The sequence below is a fragment of the Salinicola sp. MIT1003 genome (genome assembly GCF_001858555.1).
GTDB lineage: Bacteria > Pseudomonadota > Gammaproteobacteria > Pseudomonadales > Halomonadaceae > Salinicola > Salinicola salarius.
The window spans coordinates 26,641-51,732 of sequence record NZ_MCAP01000001.1 but is presented as its reverse complement, the minus strand read 5'-3'; the positions used below and the strand labels follow the sequence as shown (position 1 = coordinate 51,732).

The window sequence follows — 25,092 nt, the reverse complement described above, 5'->3', positions numbered from 1 at the left end:
TGGACGTATCGGCGCAACGAAAAACGGCTGCCCTCGGGCAGCCGTTTTCATGGGTGACGCTTCGCTGAGATCAGTTCGAATCGTCGCCTTCGGGCAGCGCATAGGCGACGACATAGTCGCCTTGTTTGGTACCCAGCGAGCCGTGACCACCGGCCATGACCAGCACGTATTGGCGGCCGTCCTTGCCTTCGTAGGTCATCGGCGTGGTCTGGCCGCCTGCCGGTAGCCGGCCTTTCCACAGCTCCTCGCCGTTGGTGACGTCATAGGCGCGTAGGTACTGGTCCAGCGTGCCGCTGAGGAAGGCCACGCCGCCACCGGTCATGATCGGTCCGCCCAGGGCGGGCACGCCCATCGGCAGCGGCATCGGCACCGGAGCGCTATCGCGGACCGTACCGTTCTTGTGCTGCCAGACGGTCTGATGATTGCTCAGGTCGACGCCCGCCACGTAACCCCAGGGCGGTGCCTGGCAAGGCAGCCCGAGCCTGGACAGAAACGCGCCCATGATCACGCCGTAGGGCGCGCCCGCATTGGGCTGAACGCCTTCGGTTTCGCTGATGCGCTCGCTGCCATCGGCCTGTTCGCGCGGCACCAGTTGGGAAGTGAAGGCCATGTAGGCCGGGCTGGTGAAAGCGATCTGACGCTCGGGGTCGACCGCGATGCCGCCCCAGTCGAACACACCGAAGTTGCCCGGATAGACCAGCGAACCCTGCAGCGAGGGCGGCGTGAACATGCCTTCATAGCGCAATGACTGGAACTGGATGCGGCACAGCATCTGGTCCAGCGGCGTCACGCCCCACATGTCCTTGCCGTGGAGCGTGTCCGGCGAGAAGCTCAGCTCGGAGTGCGGCTGGGTGGCTGCCGTGTGGTCGCCTTCCACGGCGCCCTGCGGCGCGTCGATCTCGTGGATCGGGACGATAGCCTCGCCGGTGCGGCGGTCGAGCACGTAGATGCTGCCCTGCTTGGTGGAGGCCATCAGCGCGGGCTTGACGCCTTCGTCGGTCTGGATGTCGACCAGCGACGGCTGGCCGCCGACGTCCATGTCCCACAGGTCATGATGGGTGAACTGATAGGTCCAGCGGACCTGGCCGGTATCGATATCCAGCGCGGTGACGCCGGCGCTGTACTTCTCGGCTTCCGGCGTGCGGTTGCCGCCCCACTGGTCCGGCATCTGGTTGCCCATCGGCAGGTAGATCATGCCGAGGTCGCTGTCGACGCTCATCACCGACCACATGTTGGGCGAGTTGTGGGTATAGGTCTCGTCGGGGCCGATCGGCGTGGTGTCGTCCGGGTTGCCGCTATCCCAGTTCCAGACCAGGTGGCCATCCTTGGCATCGTAGGCGCGAATCACGCCGGAAGGCTCGTTGGTGGACTCGTTGTCGGTCACGTGGCCGCCGATGATCACCAGACCATGGGCCACGGAGGGCGGAGAGGTGGAGTAGTAGCCGCCAGCGGTGAAGCTGCCGATGTTCCGGGTCAGGTCGATGGAGCCGTTATCGCCGAAGCCGGGGCACATTTCGCCAGTGTCGGCATTCAGCGCGATCAGGCGCGTGTCGGCGGTGGGCAGGAACAGGCGGCGCGGGCAGGCATCGGCCAGGTCGGCGGCGACGCCGGACGCGGGAGCCTGATCGGCGGCTTGCTGCTTGCCTTCCTCGGTGACGGGCGTGGCGTCGCCATTCGCGGCGCCATCGCTGGCGGGCGGGGCGAGGCCGGTGCCGACCTCGGCGCTGGCATAGGCCGGTTCGGCAGCCGCGCCGTCATCTTCGTAGTAGGCGACGCCACGACAGGTCATGTGCGCCCAGCCCTTGAAGCTGTCGGCATTCTGGGTGCTCAGCTTGGGATCGAAACGCCACAGCTCCTTGCCGCTGTCCGGATCGAGGGCGATCACCTGGCTGTGCGGCGTACATACGTACAGCTTGCCGTTGACCTTGAGCGGGGTGTTCTCGGCGGTGGTTTCCGACGGATCGTTGGGGCCAGGAATGTCGCCGGTGCGATAGCGCCAGACTTCTTCCAGCTTGCCGACGTTTTCTGGGGTGATCTGGTCGAGGGGCGAGTAGCGCTGACCACGTTCGGTGCCGCCGTAGGAGGGCCAGTCGCCGTTCATGGCATTGGCCACGGCATCGTTCGGGCCGGACGCGTCACGGACGATCGTCCCTTCGATGTCATGCGGGTTAGTGAACTGGCTGGCGATGGCGGTCAGGCCGGCGAGGATGACGGCAATCGAGAGTGCTGCGGCGCTGGCACTTTTCATGCGCGTGACGCCCAGCGGACGGCGAACCCAGGGCAGCAACAGCACGATGCCGAGCACGAACCATAGCGCCAGACGGGGGACCAGTTGCCACCAGTCCAGGCCGACTTCCTGGAGCGACCAGATCGTGGAGGCCAGCAGGAAGATGGCGAAAAGCCAGATCGCGGCGCGTCTGGCGGCGATCAGCAGCAACCCGCTGAGACCGACGCCGACACCGGCGATCAGGTAGTACCAGGAGCCGCCAAGCTGGCTCAGTTTGATGCCGCCAATCAGCATCGCAAGACCCAGCAGGACCAGGATCAGGCCGACCAGGCTGGGCAACAGGCGTGTCTTGCTCAACGCCCCGCGCGTTTTCATGAATGTCTCCCTTGAAGGATCGAGTAGGCAAGGCCGAACTCGGAGATCGAATGCGGCTAAAGTCTAATACCGCAATGTAGCGGGATGTAAAAATACACCATGTAATTAACAGGCTAAAGTTATTCCTGCCTGCCCGAGAGCTGCCGGTCGGTGAGAATCAAGGCTGTTGGCGGCAACAAAGCATCCGGAATGAGGGTCGCCGCTAGCCGGCGAAGCTGGAAAAGTGGTTTTTTTACGACTTTTTTACGGCCCTGGATGGTCGTGAGCCTCGATAAAAACGAGCGGAGGCGCGCATGCCAAAGCGCCGCCATCGTGATGAGCGATGGCGGCGCTATGCCGGTTGGCGCGAACCTGTCAGAGAAGCCGGCAAGGGAAGCCGGCTCGATGGGAAGGTCGACGTTACGCCGGTCGCGTCCCCAGTCCGCGGTCCTTGGGCTTGCGGATCACCATGAAGTAGAAGAACACCACCGTCAGGGCGATGAAGAACAGGCTATCCGGGCTGGTGAAGAAGATCGACGGGTTGCCGTCATTGATGGAGAGCGCGCGACGGCAATACTCCTCCAGGCTCGGGCCGAGCACGAAGCCCAGCAGCAGGCAGACGGTGGGATACTTCTGCTTGCGCAGGAAGTAGGCCAGCACGCCGAACACCAGCGCCAGCGCCATCTGGAACGTGGAGTAGGTCGCCACGTAGCTGCCCACCAGCGCGACGATGGCGATGCTCGAGTAGAGCACGTCGCGGCGAATCGACACGATCTTGAGGAAGTAGGGGCCGAGCAGGTAGAGCGTCAGCGGAATCAGAATCAGCGCACTGACGAACAGCGAGGCGAACATCGGCGCGATCAGATCGAGCTGCTGGGTCATGAACTGCGGGCCGGGCTGCAGACCGTTGATGACCAGCACGCCGAGCACGATCGCGGTGGTTGGATCGCCGGGGATGCCGAACGTCAGCATCGGCACGAAGGCGCCGCCGCACATCGAGTTGTTGGCGCATTCCGCCGCCGCGATGCCTTCCGGATTGCCCTTGCCGTAACGCTCGGGGTGCTTCGAGGAGCGCATCGACTCCGCATAGGAGACGAAAGCCGCCATGGAGCCGCCGGCGCCGGGCAGGATACCCACCGCGTAGCCGATGACCGCGCTCTTCAGGTAGCGCATCACGCCGATTTCCCGAACTTCCGACAGCGGCGGAATGAAATCGCGACGGCGCACCCTGGCCGCCTGGATCATGCTGGGATCGACGGTTCGGCTGCTGCGACTATCGGCCTGGATCAGCAGTTCACTGATGGCGAAGGTGCCGATGATCAACGGCATCATGTCGATGCCCTGGACCAGCACGCTGGTGCCGAAGGTGAAGCGGGCCAGCGGCTGCACCACGTCGATGCCGATGGTGGCGATCATGACGCCGAACAGCGTGGCGATCATGCCCTTGGTGATCGACCCACGCTGGGAAATGATGATCACGATCAGTGCAAAGGCGATCAGCGAGAACTTGCCCGGCGTGCGGATCAGCAGGGCGACGTCGGCCGCCAGCGGCGCCATGACCATCAGCAGCAGCGCGCCCAGCGAACCGCCGATCATCGAGCCCAGTGCGGCGTGACCGAGCGCCTTGGCGCCTTCGCCGCGCTGCTGCATCGGGTAGCCTTCCAGCGCGGTCATCATCGACGACGGCGCACCGGGAATGTTGATGGTCGTGGCGGTGATGCTGCCGCTGCACATGCCTGCCATGAAGATGCTGGCGCAGGCGACCAGCGCCGTGGTCACGTCGAGGCTGTAGGTGAGCGGCAGCAGCAGGGCGATGGCCAGCACCGAGGTCAGGCCCGGCACCGCGCCGAAGAAGGTGCCGATCAGAAAACCGCCGATCATGTAGAGCAGGGTTTCAGGATTGGCGAGGGCGGCGAAACCGCCCAGCAGACCGGAAATCGAATCCATGATCATTGACTCCAGAGCGTGGGCAGGCGGACCTGGAAGACGACCTCGAACAGCAGGTAGCCGGCGACGGTAATGACGATGGCGGCGATCAGCTTGGTCAGCCATTTCTCCCGGAAGCCGCCACTGAACAGGCCGGTCAGCAGCAGCACGTAGACGAAAGTGGCGACGAAATAGCCGATCAGATCGAACGCCAGCAGGTATCCCGCCGTCAGCACGACGACGCCGATCGCGCCGAGGGAGAGGCCGACATACTGCCTGCGGCGCGGGGCATCGTCGCTGCTCTCGGCGTTGGCGGCGGCCTCTTCCTCGGGCGCCTTGGCCTTGCCGCGCAGCGCATGAACCATGGCGCAGGCCAGCGCGATCAGCATGAGGATGGCGGTGGCGATGGGAAAGAAGGACGCGGTCATGTTGCCGCCCTTCATTGGCGGACCGAGCTGGATCGCCGAGATCAGGTAGACGAGGGTGATGAGCGCCAGCGCCGCCGGCACGAAAAACTCACCGCCCAGACTCGAGCGCTGGGTCGACTGTCGAGATGAGGGTTTAGATGTCATGAAGGCACCTGTATAGACGACAAGGCGCCATGCGAGGGGCATGGCGCAGCGTGGATGAGAATGATCGGAGACTTATTTCTCCAGCACGCCCTTGTCGACCAGTCCATCCATGGTGTCGAAGAGCTGCTGCTGGGTGTCGTTCGCCCATTCGGTCACGTCGTCGGCGCCCAGCCAGGCGGGCGTGACGCCGATCTTCTTCAGCCACTGCTGGAACTCGTCGCTCTCGTAAGCCTTGTGGTAGGTGGCTTCCAGCTTCTCGATCACATCGTCCGGGGTACGCGCCGGTGCCACCATGACGATGAAGCTGCCCATCTGCAGGTCCAGGCCGGTATCGGTCTCGGTGACCGGCGGCACGTTGGGGAAGCCTTCGTTCTGGGTGTCGGAGAACTCGACCAGGCCGCGAGCCTGACCGGATTCGATCAGCGGCGCCAGGTCGCCGAGGCTGGTCACCACGGCGTCGACCTCGCCATTGAGCAGCGCTTCCTTCTGCGACGCCGCGCTGTTGTCGTAGGAGACGATCTTGAACTCGGCGCCGGTGAGATCCTGGAGCTGCAGCAGCGTCAGGTGGGTTCTGGCGCCCATGTTCTGAATACCGATGCGAATGCTGCCAGGTTCTTTCTTGGCGGCGGCGATCAGGTCATCCAGCGTCTGGTAGGGGGAGTTTTCCGGCACGGTGATTGCGTCGGCTTCGCTGGTGATGCGGGCGATCATGCGCATCTTGTCCATGTTGAATCCCGGCAGCATGTTCTTCCACGGGATCGTGATGATGCTGTCGTAGGTGATCGCGGCAACGGTCTGCCCATCCGGACGCGCCTTCATCAACTGGAGCAGGCCGGTTGCCGTCATGCCGCCTTCCACGTTCTCGACATACATCGAGACGGGCAGCGACTCTTCGGCGATATTGGAAACCTTGCGGACGATGGCATCGGTACCGCCGCCGGCGGCTGCCGGCACGATCACGCGGATATCCCGGTTCGGGAAATCGGCCTGGGCGGCGCCGGCGGCCAACGATGCGAGGCAGGCGATGCCGAGGAGTGTCTTCTTGAGCTTCATGGCGTATCCCTTGCTTGATGGTGCAGTTCGAGAGTGAGATCCACGGGCCAGCGTTCTCTCGTTCGAGCTAACGCTTCCTGGACCCGACGAATTGGCTTGTGCCTTTGTAGCTGCTTTATTCGTACGATGTAATACAACCTTGGTGTGACATCATCGATAATCTGCGACTCAGGCGCGGGCGCGATCTGCATCGCTTTGGCCCGACGCGGGGCTTTCGCTATGCTGGCGGGGTCATTCATCCAGTGAAGACCCCGCCAACAGCCGTCTGGAGCACCCGATGCCGTTACCCGAATCCTGGTTCGCCGAGATCGATAGTCCCGCCATGCTTGCGGGGGCTTGGGCCGAGGCCAGACAGCGCCTCGACGAAGGGCTGGATGCCGCCAGTGCCGATCCGGTCGTCACCGACGCCTGGCTCTCCCTGAGCGATGCGCGTCGGCGCGAGCTCGCCCGGCTGGTCCTGCTGTCCGACTTCGCGCTGGACGCGCTGGTGACGCGACCGGCGCTGCTGCCCGGTCTGATCGACAGTGGCGAGCTCGAGGCGGCGCCGAATCGGGCACAGATCGAAGACGCGCTGCACCAGGCGCTGGCAGACGCGGACGACGAGGCGTCGCTCCACAGGGCGCTACGCCGTTTTCGTCAGGCGCGGATGGTCGGCATCGTGTGGCGGGATCTCAACGGCGCCGAGATGTGGCAGACCGCCGCCAAGGTCTCGGAACTTGCCGAGGTCTGCCTCGAAGGCGCGCTTGACTGGCTCGAGACGCATCTCGCCCCCCGCTGGGGCAGCCCTGCGCCGCGCCGTGACGGCTCGCCTCAGCGTCTGATCGTGCTGGGAATGGGTAAGCTCGGCGCTGGCGAGCTCAATCTCTCCTCGGATATCGATCTGATTTTCGCGTTTCCGGAGAAAGGCACGACCCGGGGCGGCGAGCGCGAGTACGATCATCAGCAGTACTTCACCAAACTGGGGCAGAAGCTGATCGCCGCGCTGGATGCGATCACCGCCGACGGCTTCGTCTTCCGGGTCGACATGCGCCTGCGACCGTTGGGCGACGGCGGGCCGCTGGTCGGCAGTTTCAACACCTTCACCAGCTACTATCAGGATCAGGGACGCGAGTGGGAGCGTTACGCCATGCTCAAGGCGCGCCCGGTCGCGGGCGATCTCGACGCCGGGCATGAACTGCTCGATGAACTCAGGCCCTTCATCTATCGCAAGTATCTGGATTTCGGCGCGATCGAATCGCTGCGCGAGATGAAGGCGATGATCCACCGCGAGGTCAAGCGGCTGGGGCGGGACGACAACATCAAGCTGGGGCGCGGCGGGATCCGCGAGGTCGAATTCGTGGTCCAGGCGTTCCAGCTGATCCGTGGCGGCCGGGATACCGAGCTTCAGGTCACCTCGCTGCGGGAGGCCATGGCGCGTCTGGTCACGCTCGAACTGCTGCCGCAGCCGGTGGTCGACGAGCTGCGCGAGGATTACGTCTTCCTGCGGGATCTGGAGCACGCACTGCAGGCGCAGCAGGATCGTCAGACGCAGCAGCTGCCCGACGACACCGAGAACCAGGCGAGGTTGGCGATGGCGATGCGACTGCCGGACTGGGCTGCCTTGAAAGAAGCGCTTTCGGCCTGCCGCGAGCGGGTTCGACGCCATTTCGATGCCGTGGTCGCCGATCCGGACGACGAGTCGCCGGCATCCGACGACTCGCCCCGGGATGACACTGCCTGGCGACAGCTGTGGCAGGGCGAGATGGACGATGCCGAAGCCGAGCGGGTAATGGCGGCGGCGGGCTACGAGCTGCCCGAGGCGCTGCGACGACTGAAGACCTTTCGCGACTCCCGCGGCGTGCAGTCGATGCAGCGTATCGGCTACGAGCGCCTCGAGGCCGTCATGCCGATGCTGCTGGAGGCCGCGGCCGAGAGCGAGGCGCCCACGACCGCCCTGGAGCGGGTACTGCCGCTGATCGAAGCGGTATTGCGACGCACTGCCTATCTTTCGCTGCTGCGCGAGAACCCGCAGGTTCTACCGTCGCTGATCCGGCTGTGCGCGGCCAGCCCCTGGATCGCCGAACAGCTGGCGCGTCACCCCATTCTGCTCGACGAACTGCTGACCCCCGCGACGCTCTATTCACCCGCCGACAAGCAGCGCCTCGCGGACGAGCTGCGCCAGACCCTGGCGCGGATTCCCGAAGACGACGAGGAGAACTGGCTGGAAGCGATGCGGGTCTTCAAGCAGACCCAGGTGTTGCGCGTTGCCGCTTCCGACATTGCCGGCGGGCGCGTGCTGATGAAGGTCAGCGACTATCTGACCGCGATAGCCGAGGTGGTGCTGGATAGCGTGCTGCAGATGGCGTGGCGCTCGCTGACGGCCCGATACGGGCACCCCAGCGCCAGAGACTCGGCCGGTCAGGCGGCCTTTCTGATCGTCGGCTACGGCAAGCTGGGCGGCATCGAGCTGGGGTACGGCTCCGATCTCGATCTGGTATTCCTCTATGATGCCGCGCCTCGGGGCGTGACCGACGGCGCCAAGTCGATCGACAATCTGGTGTTCTTCACCCGGTTGGGGCAGCGCGTCATTCATCTGCTCACCGCGACCACACCCAGCGGCACGCTCTACGAAGTCGACATGCGTCTGCGCCCCTCGGGGAACGCCGGATTGCTGGTGTCGTCGCTGGACGCCTTTGCCGAGTACCAGCGCAACGAGGCCTGGATCTGGGAGCACCAGGCGCTGGTGCGCGCGCGTGCCGTGGCGGGCGACGACGTATTGAAGGAACGATTCGAGGCCGTTCGCCGGGAAGTGCTGGCGCGGGAGCGCGACTGCGGCGAGCTCCGCCACGAAGTCGTCAAGATGCGGCTGAAGATGCGCGAGCATCTCGGCAGCGGCGGCGAGGCGCGCGAGGCCGGCCAGTTCCATCTCAAGCAGGATGCCGGCGGTCTGGTGGATATCGAGTTCATGAACCAGTATGCGGTGCTGGCGCTGTCGGCCCGGACGCCGGCGCTGCTCGAGGTCACCGACAACATGCGGCTGATGGATGCGCTGGCCGAGAGCGGCAAGCTCCCCGAACAGGATGCGCGGAAACTGCAGGCGGCGTATCTCGCCTATCGCGATGCGAGCCACCGCGCGGCGCTGGCCAAGCGGGGCAGTCTGGTATCTGCCGAGGCATTCGCCGATCACCGCGAGCATATCCTGGCGCTGTGGCGACGCTGGATGGAACCGGCCGCCGAACGCGAGGCGAACGATCAATGAGAACAGCGTTTGATTAAGTTATCATTATAGAGGCATGACGTCTCAATGGCGGCTCGGAGTGGCCCGCAATGTATCGACTTGTTTCTGCCAACGAAATTGCCCACGGCAACGATCGGGCCATCTTCCGGCATCCGGAACGCCCCGGATGCTGTATCAAGGTGCCGCGCTTTCCCGAGCGCGGTAGCCAGCAGAACGAGCGCGAGAAGGTCTACTTCGAGAACCTGTTGCGCCGCGGCATGGTCGATTGGCGCCATGTGCCGGCGTACTACGGGACGGTGGCGACGGACCAGGGCGAGGGTCTGGTCTTCGACTTGATCAGCGATGCCGATGGCCAGGTCTCTTCCACCATTCGGCAATACCGTCAGCGAGACGAGACGGCCTGGCTCGAGACCCAGGCCTTCTCCGACGAGCTGCAGCGGCTTTATCTTTACCTGCGCGACAACTGGATCGTGCCGTCCGACATCAATGACCGCAATATCGTCTGTCAGCGTCTGGCAGACGGCACTCAGCGGTTGTGGCTGATCGATGGCGTTTCCAACCCCGATTTCATGCCGCTGGCCAATATCTGGCCGTGGTTTGCGCGTCAGAAGATCGATCGCCGCATGAAGCGGTTCTTCACCAAGCTGACGGCCTCCGGGCTGCTGCCGGAAGCGGAAAGAGAGGAACTGCTGCGTAGCGTGCAATGAGCCCGCGATGCAGCAGACACCGATAGAAGAGCAGGCGTCGATGGAAGGCCTGCGACGAAAGCCCATCGATAAACGCCCATCGGTAAACGCCAGTCGATAAACGACGACGGCCTCTCGATCGATCCGAGAGGCCGTTTTCGTTGGCGGAGCCGATCAATGCTCCGTGGTGGTCTCGCGCGGGTTGCGGCCGATCGGATGCGGCTCGTTTCGGGCTCGGGCCAGTTCGATCTGTTTCTGGCGCTCGCGGGCACTGGCGCGGGTCTTCTCCGGTAGCGAATCCCAGCAGTGGGGGCAACTGATGCCCGGCGAATACTGCTCCGACGCCTGGTCTTCGACCGAGATCGGCATGCGGCAGGCGTGGCACTGCTCGTAGGCGCCCTCGCTCAAGTCATGACGAACGGTGACCCGGTTGTCGAACACGAAGCAGTCACCGCGCCAGCGGGTTTCGGCCTCGGGGACCTTTTCCAGATAGCTCAGGATGCCGCCCTTGAGGTGGAAGACCTCCTCGAACCCTTCGTTGAGCATGAAGCTCGAAGCCTTCTCGCAGCGAATCCCGCCGGTACAGAACATCGCCACCTTCTTGTGCCGGGCGGGATCGTAGTGCTGCTTGACGTAATCGGGGAACTCGCGGAACGACTTGGTCCTGGGGTCGATGGCGCCCTCGAAACTGCCGATCGCCACTTCGTAGTCGTTGCGGGTGTCGATCACCAGCACTTCCGGGTCGTCGATCAACGCGTTCCACTGCTCCGGCTCGACGTAGGTGCCGACGCGCCGGTTGGGGTCGATATCCGGCACGCCCATGGTGACGATCTCGCGCTTGAGCTTGACCTTGGTGCGATAGAACGGATGTTCCTCGCAGTAGGACTCCTTGTGCTCGAGTGCGGCGAAGCGGGTATCGCGCTTGAGCCACCCGAGCAGGGCATCGATGCTTGCGCGCGTGCCGGAAACGGTGCCGTTGATGCCTTCAAAGGCCAGCAGCAATGTGCCCTTGACGTCGAGACGTTTCATTTCGTCGAGCAGCGGCTCACGCAGGGTTTCGAAATCGTCGAGGGTGACGAACTGATACAACGCCGCGACGACGATCGGTTGATCGTTTGATGACATGCCATGACTCCAGGTTGTCGCCCTCGCAAAGGGCGGACCGGGTGAGGTAAGGGGCTGTCGATGCCCCGATGAACGTTGCGCATTTTACGCCGCTGAGCGCGAGCGTCCAGTGATCGACTGCCGCAGCGCGAACGGCGCCGAGCGTCGTCCTGCGTTACTGAACGGTTTCGGCGATATAGCGCGCGATCATCAGGTCGAGATGCGCGCCGCCGCCATTCTTGAATACCGTGATATCGCTGTCGCGGGTTCGACCCGGTTGTTTTCCGTGACAACCGCTATCGCGAGCGTCGTCATCGCGAGAATCGCCAGCCAGAAGATCGTAGAAATCCGCGATCACGTCGCTTTCGGCAATGGCTCCTGCGGCAATGGGAATCTTCAGCTCGCCGATGTGGTGGATCGTGGTCTCCCGGCTATCGACGAACAGCCGGCCGGTTTGCAGCAGTTCGTCGTCCGCCTCGCGCATGTCCGCCTTGAACGCACCGATGAGGTCGACATGCGTGCCGGGCTGTATCCACTTCCCCAGTATCAACGGCGCACGCGCCATGGTGGCGCTGGAGATGATGTCCGCCGAGCGGGCGGTCGCTTCCAGATCGGTTACGGCGGTGACGTTCAGGCCGCGCCTGACACAGCGCTCGGCCAGCGCCACGGCTTTGTCTTGGGTGCGGTTCCAGACGCTGATACGCGCCAGATCGGGGAAGAGCGCGGTGTAGGCATCGATCAGGCTCGCCGCGACCGTTCCTGCGCCGCAGACCAGCAGATGACGACTGTCCGGTCGCGCCAGCAGGAGCGCGCCCAGCAACGAATCGCTGGCCGTCTTGATCTCGGTGACCAGCCGGCTCTCGATGATCGCTTTCAACTGACCGTCGTCGGGCGAGAAGTAGAGCATCGCGCCCTGCACGGTATCCAGCCCGCGGGCGGCGTTGCCGTCGAACACGGTGACCGCCTTGGCGCCGTAGCCGAGGCCGGGAATGAAGCACGAACGGTTGAGCAGCGTCCTGTCGGCCGGCCCCAGGAAGGTATCGCCGATTTCCGGCCGGGCGGCGCGGTGACCCTGTTTCAGGGCCTCGACTGCATCGGACCAGGAGAGATGATTGCGTGCTTCGTTATAGGTGATGAGTTGGGTCATTTCAGGTATCTCAGGGGTCGACGATCTCGGTCACGACATCGGTCTTGACCGAATTGGCGATGAAGCAGTCGCGATGGGCCTGGTGGTGCATCGTTTCGAGCTGCTCACGTGTCGGCCGACGCTCGCCAGAAAACGTCACGGCCGGCCGCAGCGTCACTCGCATAATTGAGAGTCTTCCTTCAGGATTCTTTTCCATTATGCCGACGGCCTGGTCTTCGTAGCGATCCACGGTAAAGCGTCGTTTGGCGGCAATGCCCAGGAACACCAGCATGTGACAGCTGGCCAGCGAGGCGACGAACGCCTCCTCGGGATCGACATGGGACTCGATGGAGTAGGGCAGCGGAACCACGTGGGGCGATGACGATGCCGGTACGTTGACACCCCCATCGAAGCACCACTCATGGCCGCGGCTGTAACGGTTGTCGGTGAAGGTTTCGTCGGGGTGTCGCTGCCAGTGGACGCAGGCGGAATATTCGGACATGGCTGTTCCTCCTCTAGTCGATTCCGCTCAAGCAGAGCGAGTCTGCGTCATCGTAACCGGACTCGTCGCGCAATCCCTGCTGGATCGACTCGCGCTCTTCCATCGGCTTGTGCTGGCTCGCCTTGCGCTTGCCTTCCAGCCGCTCGATGGTCAGCTCTATGCCGATAATGGCTCGGCACATCCTGTCGATGAAGCCCGCTGGCGCGTCATTGACCGCCCAGGGCGTTTCACGATCCCGCTCGAAACGGTTGGTCAGTTCCGTGACGAGCGCTTTCAGCCAGTCCGGATCGTCGATCAGCCGCAGCTGACAGTGGGCATGCACCACCTGATAGTTCCAGGTCGGCACGACCTTGCCGTGTTCGCGCTTGGCCGGATACCAGCTCGGCGTGATATACGCCTGCGGACCATGGAAGATCGCCAGAGCCTGACAATCCAGGGTCTGGCAATCCACGCGGCCCGAGGCCAACGGATTGGCGCGTGCGATATGCCCGCGAAGCGTACCCGGCGATGACCCGCCGTCGGCAGCTTCGAACAGCAACGGGAGATGGTCGGCGTTGAGCTCACCTTTCTCGCTCTGCGTGATCAGTGTGGCAAACGGCGCCTGATCGATGGCCTGCTTCAAGGCGCCCGGATCATCGAGGCGGAACTGATTTGGCTGGTACATGTTCAATGTCCCGGTTTTGTCAGTTCGGCCGTCATCGTCGAAAGCGATTGACGTTGGCGGCCGTCGGCATCGAAGTTGTCCGGTGCCAGCCAGCGACGATGGCACTCGCGGATGGCCGGCCACTCGCCATCGAGAATCGAAAACCAGGCGGTGTCGCGGTTGCGGCCATTGACCACGCGATGCTGACGAAAAATCCCCTCGAAGCGAAAGCCCAGGCGCGCCGCGGCGCGCAGCGATGGTGCGTTCAGCGCATCGCACTTCCACTCCACCCGGCGGTAGCCGAGTTCGAAGACATGACGGATCAGCAGCATCAGCGCCTCGCTGGAGATTGGCGTGCGCGCCATGCGCGGCGAGAAATTCAGATGCCCGATCTCGATGCTGCCGTCGACCGGCACGATGCGTAGATAGGTCGCCATGCCGACGGCCTGGTCGTCTGCCGGATCGATGATGGCGTAACAATGCGGATCGTCGCTTGCGGTCATCGTCTCGAGCCAGCGTCGACAACCCGCTTCGCCGTCGAATCCGCGACCGCCGAGATAGGTCCAGCGTGCCTTGCCGTCATGATCGTCGGCGATATCGGGATCCGACGGCTGCCAGGCTCGCCAGAGCGTGGGTGCGTGAGCCGAGACGTCCAGCGGCTCGAGGCGGCAGAAACGGCCCTCCAGGATTTCGGCCCGAGGTGTCGGCGGCGGCTGCCAGCCGTCGATATCCGGGCCGACGGGCTGTCCATATTCGTTTCGTATGTGATTCATGTGACTTCTCAACAACCGCAGGATTCGAGTTCATGGTCGCGTAGGCTTCCGGCATCCGGGCCGGTGGCAATCGGATGACCGTCGCGTTTCCAAAAATCCAGTCCGCCGAGCAGCTCTTTGACTCTCAGCCCCGCGCTGGCGAGTTTGAAGGCGCCCCAGGTGGAGCCGTTGCAGCCAATGCCGTCGCAGTAGCTGACGTAAATGCGCGCAGGGTCCAGCAACGCCAACCGCTCCGCCGTCATCTCTCCATGAGGGAGGCTAATAGCGCCAGGAATATGGCCGGCAAAATAGTGATCTTGACTTCGGGTATCGATGACGATGATTTCCTCGATGCCGTTGGCAAGATCCACCGCCAAATCCCAAGCATCGGTATGAAACTTAAGTTTTTCGGCCATCGCAGCGGCGCTTTCAGCGGGCGTAGCCGGTGCAACCTCTAGAACGAGCGAGCGTAAAGACACGGTAGCAATCTCCAAGTCAGAGGGTCAGGAAATAGGTATAAAACGACTCGTCTCGCTGCCAACCGAGCGCGCGGTAGCGGGACTGGGCGGTAACGTTGTCGACTTGGGCGCGCAGCATCAGCTTGGGAACGCCGTGATCCTGTGCGAGTTGTCTGGCAGCCTTTAGCAGCTCGCTGCCGATACCCTGACGACGGGCTTGGGGGGAGACGAAGAGATCATTGAGAATCCAGCGCATGGCGAGCTCGGTCGTGGCGGGGACCGGAAACAGCTGGGCGAAGCCGATCGCCGCGTCGCTCTCATCCAGCGCGATCAGCAGATGCGCATCGTCCCGTTCGAAGCGTCGGGCCAGGAAATGCCGAGCGCCTTCCAGGGCGCTGGGTTGTCGATAGAACTGGCGGTAGCCATCGATCAGTACAACGAGGCTGTCGATGTCCTCGGGGGTGGCGGCACGAATGGTAGGCATGGCGGGCTCCCTGGCGAGCGAACGGGGTGACGAGCGTGACGTGAGGCCAGTTTGGTCTCATGCTGGTTCTTCGATAAGGGCCAGTTGAGGCAATAGTGAGGGAACCAGTGCCGCCATCTCGGGACCACCGGCTATGGATCGTCGAAGCGCTGACCATGCAACTCGCGTTGCCATCAGCGGCGACCTTGACCCAGCGGCTCTATCAGTCGCTAAGAGACTGGATTCAGGAGGGCAAGCTTGGTGCCGGCACGGCGCTACCTTCCTCGCGTCAGCTGGCTCACGAGCTCGGGCTGGGTCGTAATACCGTGCTGGGCGCCATCGACCGGCTCGCCGCCGAAGGATTCGTGGAGACTCGCCGAGGCGCGGGTGTCTTCGTCGCCGAGTGGCGACCGGAAGCCCTGACGTCGGCGGTATCGGCATCCGGTATTGCGGCGCCGTCGCTTTCCGCTCGGGGCCGGCGCATTCTCGATTTCAGCGGTGTGCTGAGCGATCGCTATACGGCCTTCGCGCCGGGCGTGCCCGCACTGGACCGGTTCCCCCGTGAACGCTGGCAGCGGTTGTTGCGCCGCCATCGCCAGCGGGCGCCGCTCGAATGGCACGACTACCAGCATCAGGGCGGTGTCCCGGCATTGCGAGAAGCGCTTTGCGACTATCTGCAGTTATCGCGTTCGGTGCGTTGCCGGCCCGGACAGATCCTGATCACCCAGGGCGCCCAGCAGGGCTTCGAGCTGATCGCCCGGTTGCTGGCCGATGCCGGTGAGGCCGTGTGGGTGGAAGAGCCGGGCTACGGCGGGGCGCAGTCCTGCTTCGTGGCGGCCGGTCTGGATACCGTGCCGCTGGCCGTCGACGAGGAAGGGGCGAACGTGGAGCGCGTGCCGCGGGTGACGCCACCGCCGCGGCTGATCTATGTCACGCCCTCGCACCAATATCCCAGTGGCGTGACGATGACCTTGCCGCGCCGGATGGCGCTGCTGGATGCGGCTCGGCGTCATGGTGCCTGGATCATCGAGGACGATTACGACAGCGAGTTTCGCTACGCCAGCGCGCCGATCGCGTCGCTGCAGGGGCTCGTCGACGATGCCCCGGTCATCTACGTCGGCACCTTCAGCAAGGTGCTCTACCCGGGATTGCGGCTCGGCTATCTGGTGCTGCCGGAAGCGCTGGTCGATGCCTTCAAGCGAGCCAATGCCCGGCTTCACCGGGAAGGGCAGTACGTGGCGCAGGCCGCGGTGGCAACGTTCATTGCCGAGGGGCATTTCGTGAGGCACGTCGCGAAAATGCGTGGGCTCTATCGCCAGCGTCAGGCGCAGTTGCGACGAGCACTGGCCCCGGCGGTCGCGCGCGGGCTGGTGCTCTCGGCGGGGCAGGCTGGGATGCATCTGGTTGCCGAGCTGGACAGTTTCGAGCTGGAGACCGAGATGGTCTCGCGGGGGCGGGAGGCCGGGATTCTGCTGTCGCCGCTATCGCGCTATTTCCTGCAGCCGCCCGGCCGGCCAGGTCTGGTGCTGGGCTACGCCGGCGCCACCGAAACCGAGATCGCGTCGGCAGGACGCTGGCTGAGCGATAGCTGGTGCCAGTTGCACATTCGCCACGGGCGATGAGCGCGGGCGGCCGATTCAGGCGTCGCCGTCGTCGTCCTGCGGGTCTTCCGTCTGACGGGGACCCGGATTCGAAGGGCGGCGTTGGTCATCGGACGAACGGCGCTCGGTCCGCGACGAGGCAGTGTCGCGGTCGCTGCGTGACGTGGCGTCTCGTTCCTCGTCATCAGGGCGGTCGCGTTCTGGTTCCTGGTGGCGAATGCCCTCGGGGAAATAGACCCGGGATGCCGGAATGGCCAGCTCCGCGCCGTGGGAGTCGATGATGTCACGGATCTTCAACAGGATGTCCTGCTTGATCTCATGGAAACGCTGCCAATCCGTCTCGTGGGTGAAGGCGTAGACGATGATATCCAGCGAGTACTGGCCGTAGGTGGAGAAGTTGACCGTGATCAGTTCGTCCTGATTGATCTCCTCGTGCTCCAGCAGCAGGTTGCGAATATCCCGGGCGACGTTCTCGACGGCGCCGATGTCCTGGTAGCGGAGGCTGACGGTTTCCCACAGGCGACGGCTGACCATCCGGGTAGGTGTCTCCACGGAAATCTGGCTGAACCAGGCGTTGGGCACGTAGAGCGGCGGCCCGGCGAAGGTTCGGACGGTGGTGAGGCGCCAGCCGATATCCTCGACGATGCCTTCGATCTGGCGTTCGGGCGAGCGGATCCAGTCGCCGACCACGAAAGGCTTGTCCAGATGGACCACCATGCCACCGAAAAAATTGGCAATGACATCCCGCGCGGCGAAGCCGATGACCAGGCCACCGAAGCCGCCCATGGCCAGAATGCTCGACATCGATACGCCCAGGATCTGTAGTCCGATCAATATCAGCGTGACGATCAGGATGGCGCCGACGATCTTGGTCAGGGCTGATGCCGAGGTGGGATCGACCGGCTTGGCATGGCAGTTGCCCGGCGGAAAGACCAGGCGCTGTTCCAGCCGTCGGAAAAGCCGGATGCCGCCCCAGGCGACCAGAAACAGCGTAATCAATGCCCCGACCCGGGACAGTACGATGTTCAGCCGCTCGATCTCGAAATGGTTGCCGATCACGCCGAGACCGACCATCAGCGCGGTGACCCAGACCCACCAGCGCAAGGGAAGACGCAGTCCGTGAAGGATGGGGTCGTCCCAGCGCCGCGGCGAATTGCGCAGGCGTCGCTCCATCCGGTTGAGAACGAAGTGCAGGGCGATGTCGACGATGACCGCGATCAGCAGTATCAGCGCAGGCAGCACGATCCAACCCGGGATATGGAGCCACTGGCCGAGTTCGGTCTGGAAGCGGGAGATAAGATTCGTGGCGCTATCGGAAATATTCATGCACCTGCTTTTTCATGTCCGGAAATCGAAGCGTTTCGACGCTGCAACAGAGATCGAGCCTAGTGTGTCGATGAGTATCCGGCGCGTCGATTCGCTAAAAGCGTAGCGGGACGAAGGGGCATATTCCACAAGGTGACTCGATTCGGCGTGATTGCGATCGGTTCAGCGCAGGCAGCAGCGCTTGGCCTTCTTGCCGCTGCCGCAGGGGCAGGACGCGTTACGCGAAGCGGCGGCGGGAGGCGGGTCGATGATGCCGTCGATGTAACGCCATAAGCCCTGGCGTCGGCGAAAGCGCGAACGCTCGTGAAGCACTTGCGGCGTTGCCGCTGGCCCTGCACCGAACGGGCGGCAGTGTGCCTTGAACTCGACCGTTGCCTTGGCGCCGTTCTCGTGGGCATCGAGAATCTCGAGCCGCAGCCATTGTTGTTCCTGGCGGTCCAGTTGCTCCGCCGTCAGGGCCGGGTCGATGGCATCGGCCTCCCAGGTCCTGACGAGATAGTCGCCGAGCCCGCCCAGCGCAAAGGCGGTGTAGCGTGAGCGCATGAGCGCTTCCGCTGTTGGCGCGGGCGCTTCCCCGCGATGATAGATCCCGCAGCAGCGGCGGTAGGGCAGGCCGTTTCCGCAGGGGCACGGTCGAGTCTCGATGTCTTCGGAGGCTGTGGTTGGAACATTCATTTGGGTAAACTACGCTATCGTTTGTCTCTAAATGTTAATGGTGCGCTGCGATTTGCCCTAACATGTGGTAAAAGTGCGGCGCCTGGAATCCCAACGCCAAGTCATTCGATACGTGGGTCGACCACTTATGTTTCTCGACGAGTTCCATTCTACCGACGCGGACCGTATCTGTATCACTGCAGAGCAGGCCAGTCAGTTTGCGCGTCAGATCGCGGGAGATTACAACCCGATCCATGATCCCTGTGCGCGGCGTTTCTGCGTGCCGGGCGACCTGCTGTTCGCGCTGGTGCTGTCCCGTTACGGGCTGTCTCAGCACATGACGTTCCACTTCTGTGGAATGGTGGGGGACAGCGTCTCGTTGAGCTTCGTCGAAGAGGAAGAGACCGGCACCGTCAGCGTCGTCGACCAGAGCGGCAAACAGTATCTGAACGTCAAGCGCAGCGGCTGGACGATCCATGACCCGGGCACTATCGAGACGTTTACCCGTCGCTATGTGGCCTTCTCGGGCCGCAACTTTCCGCATTACCTCAAGCCCCTGCTCGAAGAGAAGGGCGTCATGTTTAATCCCCAGCGCCCGCTGGTGATCTACGACAGCATGGGGTTCACGCTCGAGGATCACGACCCCTGTGATCTGGATCTGGACTTCGCGGGCGCCAATCTGGACGTCAAGGGCAAGCGTGGAGAGGCTCATCTCGAATTCCGCATGAGCTGCCATGGCCGTGACGTGGGCATCGGCTCCAAGAAACTGGTCATCAGTGGTCTCCAGGACTACGACGCGGAAAAGATGGATACGTTCGTGACCAATTTCACCCAGCTGAAACTGGCTAATCCCTGTTCGGCCTGATCGCACGCGACTCGTGTGCGCTGATGCTTCGGGGTCGTGTATTACTCGGCGGGCGTTGAGCGGGCGATTCGCGTCGCATCGGCCCATTTGCGGATAATGCCGTTCATCCTGTCGCGGCCAAAGGGCTGACGGGATCGGGGCGTACAGGTGAACGGGACTTGCCATGAAGGAACATGTCACCCCTTTTCAGTTTTTTATCCTGGCGCTCTCGTTCTACGTGCTGGGAGCCATGCTGGCCGAGCTTTTCCTCGATCTGCCTACCGATATCCTCCAGTTATTCGGCTATCTGGACTACATCGTCTGCTTTTTCTTCTTCATCGATTTCTGCCAGCGGTTCTACCGCGCGCCCAATAAATGGCACTACATGCGCTGGGGGTGGCTGGATCTGTTGGCGTGCATTCCTGCCGGATGGTTCCAGGCTGCGCGCCTGGCCCGTGTCGTTCAGGTCATTCGCGTGATCCGGGCGCTGCGGTCGCTGGAGTTGATCTGGCAACTGCTGTTTCGCAACCGGGCCGAAGGCGTGTTGGCGTCGGCGGCGACAGCGACCGTGCTGCTGGTGTTCTTCGGTGCGATGACGGTATTGATGGTGGAAACGCCCAACCCGGACAGCCCTATCAATACGGCGGAAGAAGCATTGTGGTGGGCGATCGTGACCGTCACCACGGTCGGTTACGGGGATTACTATCCGATCACGACGCTGGGGCGCATCGTCGCCGTGTTGCTGATGGTCTGCGGGGTCGGGCTGTTCGGTAGTTTCGCGGCTTACGTGAGCTCGCTTTTCGTCGAAGATCAGGAAGAGTCGGAATCCCGCCAGCACAAGGCGAACCGGCGCATGATGCGCCATATGATCGAGCAGGTGAGCGAGCTTCAGGTCGAGATCGAATCGCTGCGCCAGGAGCTGCGCGATCATCGTCGGGAGTTGGCCGAACGCCAGACGCGCGAGCACGAGGATCGTGACCGAGAGGACGATAAAGCGAAACGATGAGCGCGATGACGATATTGCATTGCCAGGGAAATATAAGGGTGCTAATATAATTTCCATCGAATGTAGATACTTCGATTAGCAGTCGTTCGAGTCGCGTCTCCTAGTAACACCCCGCCTCGCCCGCGCATCCCCCCTCTTGCGCGGGCTTTTTTTGTCCTGATTTCGCGCATTGTTTTCCAGTTACGTCATCACGAATCCGCCCCCACGGGGATGTGAAGCACCACGTCGTCGCCGTCCCACCCGACGGACCAGGTACGCAAGCGCCGCGTGGCATCCTCGAGACACTGGCCATCCGTCAGCCGAAAATGCTGTTTGTAGATAGGCGAGGCGACCACCAGCTCGCCCTTGAGATCGCCAATGATGCCGCGGCCGATCACGTTGGCACCGGAAAACGGGTCGTGGTTGTCTACCGCGTAAAGCTCACCGGCGGCTTTGGGCCGGTTGAACGACTTACCGGCGGCTTCGGGCCGGTTGAACGACTCACCGGCGGCTTTGGGCCGGTTGAACGACTCACCGGCGGCTTTGGGCCGGTTGAACGACTCACCGGCGGCTCCGGGCCGACCAGGTAGCCCGTCAGCGGCTCCGGGCCGACAAGGTAAATAGAAAAGCGCTATCTGATGCCCTTCATGCCAGGCGACGATGCCGGAGCCGGCAACCAGGTCCGCCCGGCTGCACAGGCGAACGGGGCGTGAAGAGGAGGCAGACCGTGCTGCCTCGGTTTCCAGGATGAGTTCGCTCATGACGTTACCTCCACCGCCAGTGCGGCAATCTCTTCGGGGCGCGCAGGTCTCGGCTGGTCGCGCTCGCTGACGGCGATGATGTCGGGATCGCTGCGCTTGTCGTTGACGAAAGTGCGGAAGCGCTTGAGCTTTTCCGGATCCTTCAGCGCCCCGGCCCATTCGCACTCGTACTGATCGACCACGTGCTGCATCTGGGCTTCGAGCTCGTCACCCAGCCCCAGGCTATCCTCGAGAATCACCGCCTTGAGATAGTCGAGTCCGCCTTCCAGGTTCTCGCGCCATACCGAGGTGCGCTGCAGGCGATCGGCGGTGCGGATGTAGAACATCAGCAGCCGGTCGATGATGCGCAGCAGCTCGGTGTCGTCGAGATCGGTGGCGAACAGCTCCGCATGGCGCGGGCGCATGCCGCCATTGCCGCAGACATAGAGATTCCAGCCGTGCTCGGTGGCGATCACGCCGACGTCCTTGCTCTGGGCTTCGGCACATTCCCGCGTGCAACCGGAGACGGCGAACTTCAGCTTGTGCGGCGAACGCAGGCCCTTGTAGCGATTCTCGATGGTCAGTGCCATGGCGACGCTGTCCTGGACGCCGTAGCGGCACCAGGTGTTGCCGACGCAGGATTTCACCGTGCGGGTGGATTTGCCGTAGGCGTGGCCGGTCTCGAAGCCGGCGGCGATCAGCTCGCTCCAGATGTCCGGCAATTCATGCAACTGGGCGCCGAACAGATCGATACGCTGGCCGCCGGTAATCTTGGTGTAGAGATCGTACTTCTTGGCTACCGCGCCGATGGCGATCAGCTTGTCCGGGGTGATCTCGCCGCCGGGAATGCGCGGAACCACCGAATAGGTGCCGTTCTTCTGCATGTTGGCCATGAAGGTATCGTTGGTGTCCTGCAGCGGCACCAGCGAGGGGTTCGTGATCGGCGAGTTCCAGCACGAGGCGAGAATCGAGGCGACGGCCGGCTTGCAGATGTCGCAGCCCATCCGGCCTTTGCCATGACGCGCGTGGAGCGCCTCGAAGCTTTGGATGCCTTCGACCCGGATGAGGCCGTAGAGCTCCTGGCGGGTGTAGGCGAAGTGCTCGCACAGGCTGCGGTCGACTTCGACGCCACGGCTTTCCAGCTCGTGTTCGAACACCTGCTTGAGCAGTGCCGTGCAGCCGCCGCAACCGGTGCTGGCCTTGGTATCGGCCTTGAGCGTGCCGAGATCCGTGCAGCCGGCCTCGACCGCCTGACAGACCGCCCCTTTGGAAACGTTGTGACACGAGCAGATGGTCGCCGTCTCGGGCAGGGCATCGGCACCCAGCGTGGGCGCGCCTTCGGTGCTGGGGAGGATCAGCGCGGCCGGGTCCTTGGGGAGCTCCAGGCCGTTGCTGTAGTACTGCAACAGGGTATCGTAGTAGCTGTTGTCGCCGACCAGCATGGCACCGACCAGCTTCTTGCCGTCACTGGAGACCACCAGCTTGCGGTATTCCTGCTTGATCTGGTCCAGATAGCGGTACATGCGCGCCCCGGGGGTGCGGTCGCCATGTGCATCGCCGATCGACCCGACATCGACGCCGAGCAGCTTCAGCTTGGTGCTCATGTCGGCACCCTGGAAGGTGAGTTCGCCCCCGATCAGGGTGTCGACGGCGGCCTTGGCCATCTGGTAGCCGGGGCCCACCAGGCCGAAGATGCTGTCCTGCCATAGCGCCACTTCGCCGATGGCCAGAATGTCAGGATCGCTGGTCCGGCAGTTGTCGTCCACCACGACGCCGCCGCGCTCGCCGACCTCCAGCCCGCAATCCCGAGCCAGCCGATCCTGGGGGCGGATGCCGGCGGAGAACACGATCAGGTCGGTTTCCCACACTTTCTCATCCTGGAAGACCATGCGGTGATGGCGGTCCAGGCCGTCCTCGATACGCTGGGTGGCCCGGCCCGTCAGCACCTGAACCCCCAGCTGCTCGATCTTTTCGCGCAGCAGATCGCCGCCTTCGGTGTCGACCTGCATGGGCATCAGGCGCGGCGCGAATTCCACCACGGCGGTATCGAGATTCAGGCCGCGCAGGGCGTTGGCGGCCTCCAGCCCCAGCAGGCCGCCACCGACGACCACGCCACTGGAAGCCGTTTCGGCCGCGGCGCGGATCGCATCGAGATCGTCCAGAGTACGGTAGACGAAGCAGTTGGGGCGGTCGTTACCCGGAATCGGCGGCACGAAGGGGTAGGAGCCGGTCGCCAGAATCAACTGATCGTAAGCGTGGCTGTCACGTTCGGTGACGACGAGGCGGGCTTCACGGTCGATGGCGCTGACGGTTTCTCCCAGGCGAAGGTCGATGCCATGTCTGGCGCAGAAGTCCGCTTCGCCCAGGGCCAGGGCATCGGCATCGCTACCGGTGAAATAGTCGGACAGGTGCACGCGATCGTAGGCGCGGTGGCGTTCCTCGCCGAAGACGGTGATGGTGTAGTGCTGATGCGCCTGGCGTTCGACCAGCTGCTCCAGGCAGTAGTGGCCGACCATGCCATTGCCGATCATGATCAGGCGAGGCTTGCGGGACGGGGTCGGGGTGTCGGCTTCGAAGGTCATGCCGCTTCCTCCAGTGAGTGTTGAGTGTCTTCGGTCAGGCGTTGCGCGACATCGCTCGCGCCGAACAGCAGCAGATCGCGATGGTGGCCGAGATCCGCACCGGCTCTGGACAGTTGAAACAGCGTCGGACCATCGCCGGTATCGCCATAGAGCACGGCGCCGATCAGCCGGTCGTTGCGAAGCAGCAGGCGGCGATAGTCGCCGCCTTCCGGGTCGGCGTAGGTCAGGGTGTCGTCGTCGGGTTCCGCCTCGACGGGGCCGAACGCGTAGAGAGAGATGCCGGCGACTTTCAGCCGCGTGGCGCAGGCGCTGCCGATATAGGGTGCCGGCGTCTGGCCGCCGAGGAGATCCGCCAGGGTCTCGACCTGCTGCCAGATCGGCTCGACCAGGCCCACCGTGGTGCCATCGAATTCGCAGCATTCACCGATGGCATGAATGCGAGGGTCGCGGGTGGTCAAGGTGGCATCGACGCAGATGCCGGCGCCGACATCGAGACGGGCCAGGCGGCCGAGCTCGGCGTTGGGCGTGATGCCGGCGGCAATCACCACACAGTCGGTGGCCAGTCGGCGGCCGTCGGTCAGCCGCACGGCCTGGACGTTGCCCTGGGCGTCGGCGTCACAGCCGGCCAGGCTCGCATGGGTCTCTATCGTCAGTCCGCGCCGTTCGAGCGTGTCACGCAACCAGGTGGCGGCGGTGACATCGAGCTGGCGGTTCATCAGCCGATCGCCGCGCTGCAAAAGCGTGACCGCCAGGCCGCGCTTGCGCAGGCCTTCCGCCGCTTCCAGCCCCAGCAGCCCGCCACCGACGACCACCGCCCGGCTGCCCGGCGATCGGGCGATCAGCCAGTCGACATCGTCGAGATTGCGAAAGCCGCCGACGTTACCCAGCTCGATGCCAGGAATGGCGGGCAGCGTGGGGCGTGAACCGGTGGCAATGACGAGACGGTCGTAGTGAACCGGGTCGCCGAGGTCGGTATGGACAAGTCGATGGGTACGGTCGATCGTCACCACGCGCTCGCCCAGCCGCCACTCGACGCTGGCGGACATCTCGTCGCTCAGCCGGGTGTCGAGGGAGTCGCGTTCGATCTCGCCGGCCAGCCACGGCGACAGCAGGATCCGGTTGTAGGCCGGAGAAGCCTCCGCGCCGATCATGGTGATGCGAGTCGGCCGGGTCGGGCGGTCCTGTAGCGCCTGCAGCAGCCGGTGTCCGGCCATGCCATTGCCGATGATCACCAGGTGTTCCCCGGCATCGGCTGGGGTTCTGGATGGAGCATCGGC

General features: G+C 63.7%; 20 protein-coding genes and 1 pseudogene. 5 read left to right on the top strand and 16 right to left on the bottom strand.

The features are described from left to right. Positions 1 to 70 precede the first annotated feature (70 nt). From BC443_RS00210 to BC443_RS00195, 4 genes are all read right to left on the bottom strand, one after another. On the bottom strand, positions 71 to 2,602 hold the full coding sequence (locus BC443_RS00210; protein ID WP_071229819.1) for a glucose/quinate/shikimate family membrane-bound PQQ-dependent dehydrogenase: 2,532 nt from the start codon (positions 2,600 to 2,602) through the stop codon (positions 71 to 73). Positions 2,603 to 3,001: 399 nt separating this feature from the next. Further along, positions 3,002 to 4,528 (bottom strand): tripartite tricarboxylate transporter permease, encoded by a 1,527-nt coding sequence (locus BC443_RS00205; RefSeq protein WP_071229818.1) that lies wholly within the window; start codon positions 4,526 to 4,528, stop codon positions 3,002 to 3,004. A 2-nt stretch (positions 4,529 to 4,530) separates the two neighbouring features. Then, positions 4,531 to 5,079 (bottom strand): tripartite tricarboxylate transporter TctB family protein, encoded by a 549-nt coding sequence (locus BC443_RS00200; RefSeq protein WP_157956986.1) that lies wholly within the window; start codon positions 5,077 to 5,079, stop codon positions 4,531 to 4,533. Positions 5,080 to 5,151: 72 nt separating this feature from the next. Continuing rightward, positions 5,152 to 6,132 carry a tripartite tricarboxylate transporter substrate binding protein gene (locus BC443_RS00195; RefSeq protein ID WP_071229816.1) on the bottom strand — a complete coding sequence of 327 codons (981 nt, stop codon included), beginning with the start codon at positions 6,130 to 6,132 and terminating at the stop codon, positions 5,152 to 5,154. 277 nt (positions 6,133 to 6,409) lie between these two features. Between BC443_RS00195 and glnE the strand changes: the two genes are divergently transcribed. Both glnE and BC443_RS00185 read left to right on the top strand, forming a co-directional pair. Then, complete coding sequence (glnE, locus tag BC443_RS00190) at positions 6,410 to 9,370, top strand: bifunctional [glutamate--ammonia ligase]-adenylyl-L-tyrosine phosphorylase/[glutamate--ammonia-ligase] adenylyltransferase (RefSeq protein ID WP_071229815.1); 2,961 nt, start codon at positions 6,410 to 6,412, stop codon at positions 9,368 to 9,370. A 68-nt stretch (positions 9,371 to 9,438) separates the two neighbouring features. After that, the gene (locus tag BC443_RS00185; RefSeq protein WP_071229814.1) at positions 9,439 to 10,056 is read left to right on the top strand and encodes a YrbL family protein; all 618 of its coding nucleotides are present in this window, start codon (positions 9,439 to 9,441) and stop codon (positions 10,054 to 10,056) included. Between the two features lie 153 nt (positions 10,057 to 10,209). Here the strand turns inward: BC443_RS00185 and BC443_RS00180 are convergent, their stop codons facing one another. From BC443_RS00180 to BC443_RS00150, 7 genes are all read right to left on the bottom strand, one after another. Next, positions 10,210 to 11,160, bottom strand: a complete 951-nt coding sequence (locus BC443_RS00180) for a rhodanese-related sulfurtransferase (RefSeq protein WP_071229813.1) — start codon at positions 11,158 to 11,160, stop codon at positions 10,210 to 10,212. Between the two features lie 154 nt (positions 11,161 to 11,314). Then, positions 11,315 to 12,286, bottom strand: coding sequence for an ornithine cyclodeaminase (locus BC443_RS00175; protein WP_071229812.1), 972 nt, complete (start codon positions 12,284 to 12,286; stop codon positions 11,315 to 11,317). Positions 12,287 to 12,296: 10 nt separating this feature from the next. After that, a complete protein-coding gene (locus BC443_RS00170) occupies positions 12,297 to 12,767 on the bottom strand; it encodes an OsmC family protein (RefSeq protein WP_071229811.1) in 471 nt (156 codons plus the stop codon). Between the two features lie 13 nt (positions 12,768 to 12,780). After that, a complete protein-coding gene (locus tag BC443_RS00165) occupies positions 12,781 to 13,431 on the bottom strand; it encodes an FMN-binding negative transcriptional regulator (protein ID WP_071229810.1) in 651 nt (216 codons plus the stop codon). A 2-nt stretch (positions 13,432 to 13,433) separates the two neighbouring features. After that, entirely contained in the window at positions 13,434 to 14,183 is a 750-nt protein-coding gene (locus tag BC443_RS00160) for a GNAT family protein (RefSeq protein WP_071229809.1), read from the bottom strand. An 8-nt stretch (positions 14,184 to 14,191) separates the two neighbouring features. Further along, a complete protein-coding gene (locus BC443_RS00155) occupies positions 14,192 to 14,641 on the bottom strand; it encodes a rhodanese-like domain-containing protein (RefSeq protein WP_071229892.1) in 450 nt (149 codons plus the stop codon). A gap of 16 nt (positions 14,642 to 14,657) precedes the next feature. Then, entirely contained in the window at positions 14,658 to 15,104 is a 447-nt protein-coding gene (locus tag BC443_RS00150; RefSeq protein ID WP_071229808.1) for a GNAT family N-acetyltransferase, read from the bottom strand. Between the two features lie 155 nt (positions 15,105 to 15,259). On the opposite strand from BC443_RS00150, the gene BC443_RS00145 reads away from it, so the two are divergent. Then, positions 15,260 to 16,705 (top strand): PLP-dependent aminotransferase family protein, encoded by a 1,446-nt coding sequence (locus tag BC443_RS00145; RefSeq protein WP_071229807.1) that lies wholly within the window; start codon positions 15,260 to 15,262, stop codon positions 16,703 to 16,705. Between the two features lie 15 nt (positions 16,706 to 16,720). Here BC443_RS00145 and BC443_RS00140 read toward each other — a convergent pair whose 3' ends face one another. Together BC443_RS00140 and BC443_RS00135 are read right to left on the bottom strand one after the other, a co-directional pair. Further along, complete coding sequence (locus BC443_RS00140; protein WP_071229806.1) at positions 16,721 to 18,010, bottom strand: mechanosensitive ion channel domain-containing protein; 1,290 nt, start codon at positions 18,008 to 18,010, stop codon at positions 16,721 to 16,723. A 162-nt stretch (positions 18,011 to 18,172) separates the two neighbouring features. Further along, entirely contained in the window at positions 18,173 to 18,685 is a 513-nt protein-coding gene (locus BC443_RS00135) for a YchJ family metal-binding protein (RefSeq protein ID WP_083387116.1), read from the bottom strand. Between the two features lie 127 nt (positions 18,686 to 18,812). On the opposite strand from BC443_RS00135, the gene BC443_RS00130 reads away from it, so the two are divergent. Together BC443_RS00130 and BC443_RS00125 are read left to right on the top strand one after the other, a co-directional pair. Then, positions 18,813 to 19,529, top strand: a complete 717-nt coding sequence (locus BC443_RS00130) for a DUF3581 family protein (protein WP_071229804.1) — start codon at positions 18,813 to 18,815, stop codon at positions 19,527 to 19,529. A gap of 163 nt (positions 19,530 to 19,692) precedes the next feature. Further along, the gene (locus BC443_RS00125) at positions 19,693 to 20,514 is read left to right on the top strand and encodes an ion transporter (RefSeq protein WP_071229803.1); all 822 of its coding nucleotides are present in this window, start codon (positions 19,693 to 19,695) and stop codon (positions 20,512 to 20,514) included. A 188-nt stretch (positions 20,515 to 20,702) separates the two neighbouring features. On the opposite strand, the pseudogene BC443_RS18960 reads toward BC443_RS00125, so the two are convergent. From BC443_RS18960 to BC443_RS00110, 3 genes and pseudogenes are all read right to left on the bottom strand, one after another. Continuing rightward, positions 20,703 to 20,936: pseudogene (locus BC443_RS18960) on the bottom strand (nitrite reductase (NAD(P)H) small subunit); the annotation flags it as partial. A 314-nt stretch (positions 20,937 to 21,250) separates the two neighbouring features. Beyond that, the gene (nirB, locus tag BC443_RS00115; protein WP_071229801.1) at positions 21,251 to 23,815 is read right to left on the bottom strand and encodes a nitrite reductase large subunit NirB; all 2,565 of its coding nucleotides are present in this window, start codon (positions 23,813 to 23,815) and stop codon (positions 21,251 to 21,253) included. After that, complete coding sequence (locus BC443_RS00110; protein WP_247643179.1) at positions 23,812 to 25,047, bottom strand: FAD-dependent oxidoreductase; 1,236 nt, start codon at positions 25,045 to 25,047, stop codon at positions 23,812 to 23,814. The genes nirB and BC443_RS00110 overlap by 4 nt, the downstream gene beginning before the upstream one ends. Between the last annotated feature and the right edge of the window lie 45 nt (positions 25,048 to 25,092).

Coding starts and splice junctions, on each gene's coding strand:
- BC443_RS00210 (WP_071229819.1), bottom strand. CDS start 2,602: ATGAAAACGCGCGGGGCGTTGAGCAAGACACGCCTGTTGCCCAGCCTG.
- BC443_RS00205 (WP_071229818.1), bottom strand. CDS start 4,528: ATGGATTCGATTTCCGGTCTGCTGGGCGGTTTCGCCGCCCTCGCCAAT.
- BC443_RS00200 (WP_157956986.1), bottom strand. CDS start 5,079: ATGACATCTAAACCCTCATCTCGACAGTCGACCCAGCGCTCGAGTCTG.
- BC443_RS00195 (WP_071229816.1), bottom strand. CDS start 6,132: ATGAAGCTCAAGAAGACACTCCTCGGCATCGCCTGCCTCGCATCGTTG.
- glnE (WP_071229815.1), top strand. CDS start 6,410: ATGCCGTTACCCGAATCCTGGTTCGCCGAGATCGATAGTCCCGCCATG.
- BC443_RS00185 (WP_071229814.1), top strand. CDS start 9,439: ATGTATCGACTTGTTTCTGCCAACGAAATTGCCCACGGCAACGATCGG.
- BC443_RS00180 (WP_071229813.1), bottom strand. CDS start 11,160: ATGTCATCAAACGATCAACCGATCGTCGTCGCGGCGTTGTATCAGTTC.
- BC443_RS00175 (WP_071229812.1), bottom strand. CDS start 12,286: ATGACCCAACTCATCACCTATAACGAAGCACGCAATCATCTCTCCTGG.
- BC443_RS00170 (WP_071229811.1), bottom strand. CDS start 12,767: ATGTCCGAATATTCCGCCTGCGTCCACTGGCAGCGACACCCCGACGAA.
- BC443_RS00165 (WP_071229810.1), bottom strand. CDS start 13,431: ATGTACCAGCCAAATCAGTTCCGCCTCGATGATCCGGGCGCCTTGAAG.
- BC443_RS00160 (WP_071229809.1), bottom strand. CDS start 14,183: ATGAATCACATACGAAACGAATATGGACAGCCCGTCGGCCCGGATATC.
- BC443_RS00150 (WP_071229808.1), bottom strand. CDS start 15,104: ATGCCTACCATTCGTGCCGCCACCCCCGAGGACATCGACAGCCTCGTT.
- BC443_RS00145 (WP_071229807.1), top strand. CDS start 15,260: ATGCAACTCGCGTTGCCATCAGCGGCGACCTTGACCCAGCGGCTCTAT.
- BC443_RS00140 (WP_071229806.1), bottom strand. CDS start 18,010: ATGAATATTTCCGATAGCGCCACGAATCTTATCTCCCGCTTCCAGACC.
- BC443_RS00135 (WP_083387116.1), bottom strand. CDS start 18,685: ATGAATGTTCCAACCACAGCCTCCGAAGACATCGAGACTCGACCGTGC.
- BC443_RS00130 (WP_071229804.1), top strand. CDS start 18,813: ATGTTTCTCGACGAGTTCCATTCTACCGACGCGGACCGTATCTGTATC.
- BC443_RS00125 (WP_071229803.1), top strand. CDS start 19,693: ATGAAGGAACATGTCACCCCTTTTCAGTTTTTTATCCTGGCGCTCTCG.
- nirB (WP_071229801.1), bottom strand. CDS start 23,815: ATGACCTTCGAAGCCGACACCCCGACCCCGTCCCGCAAGCCTCGCCTG.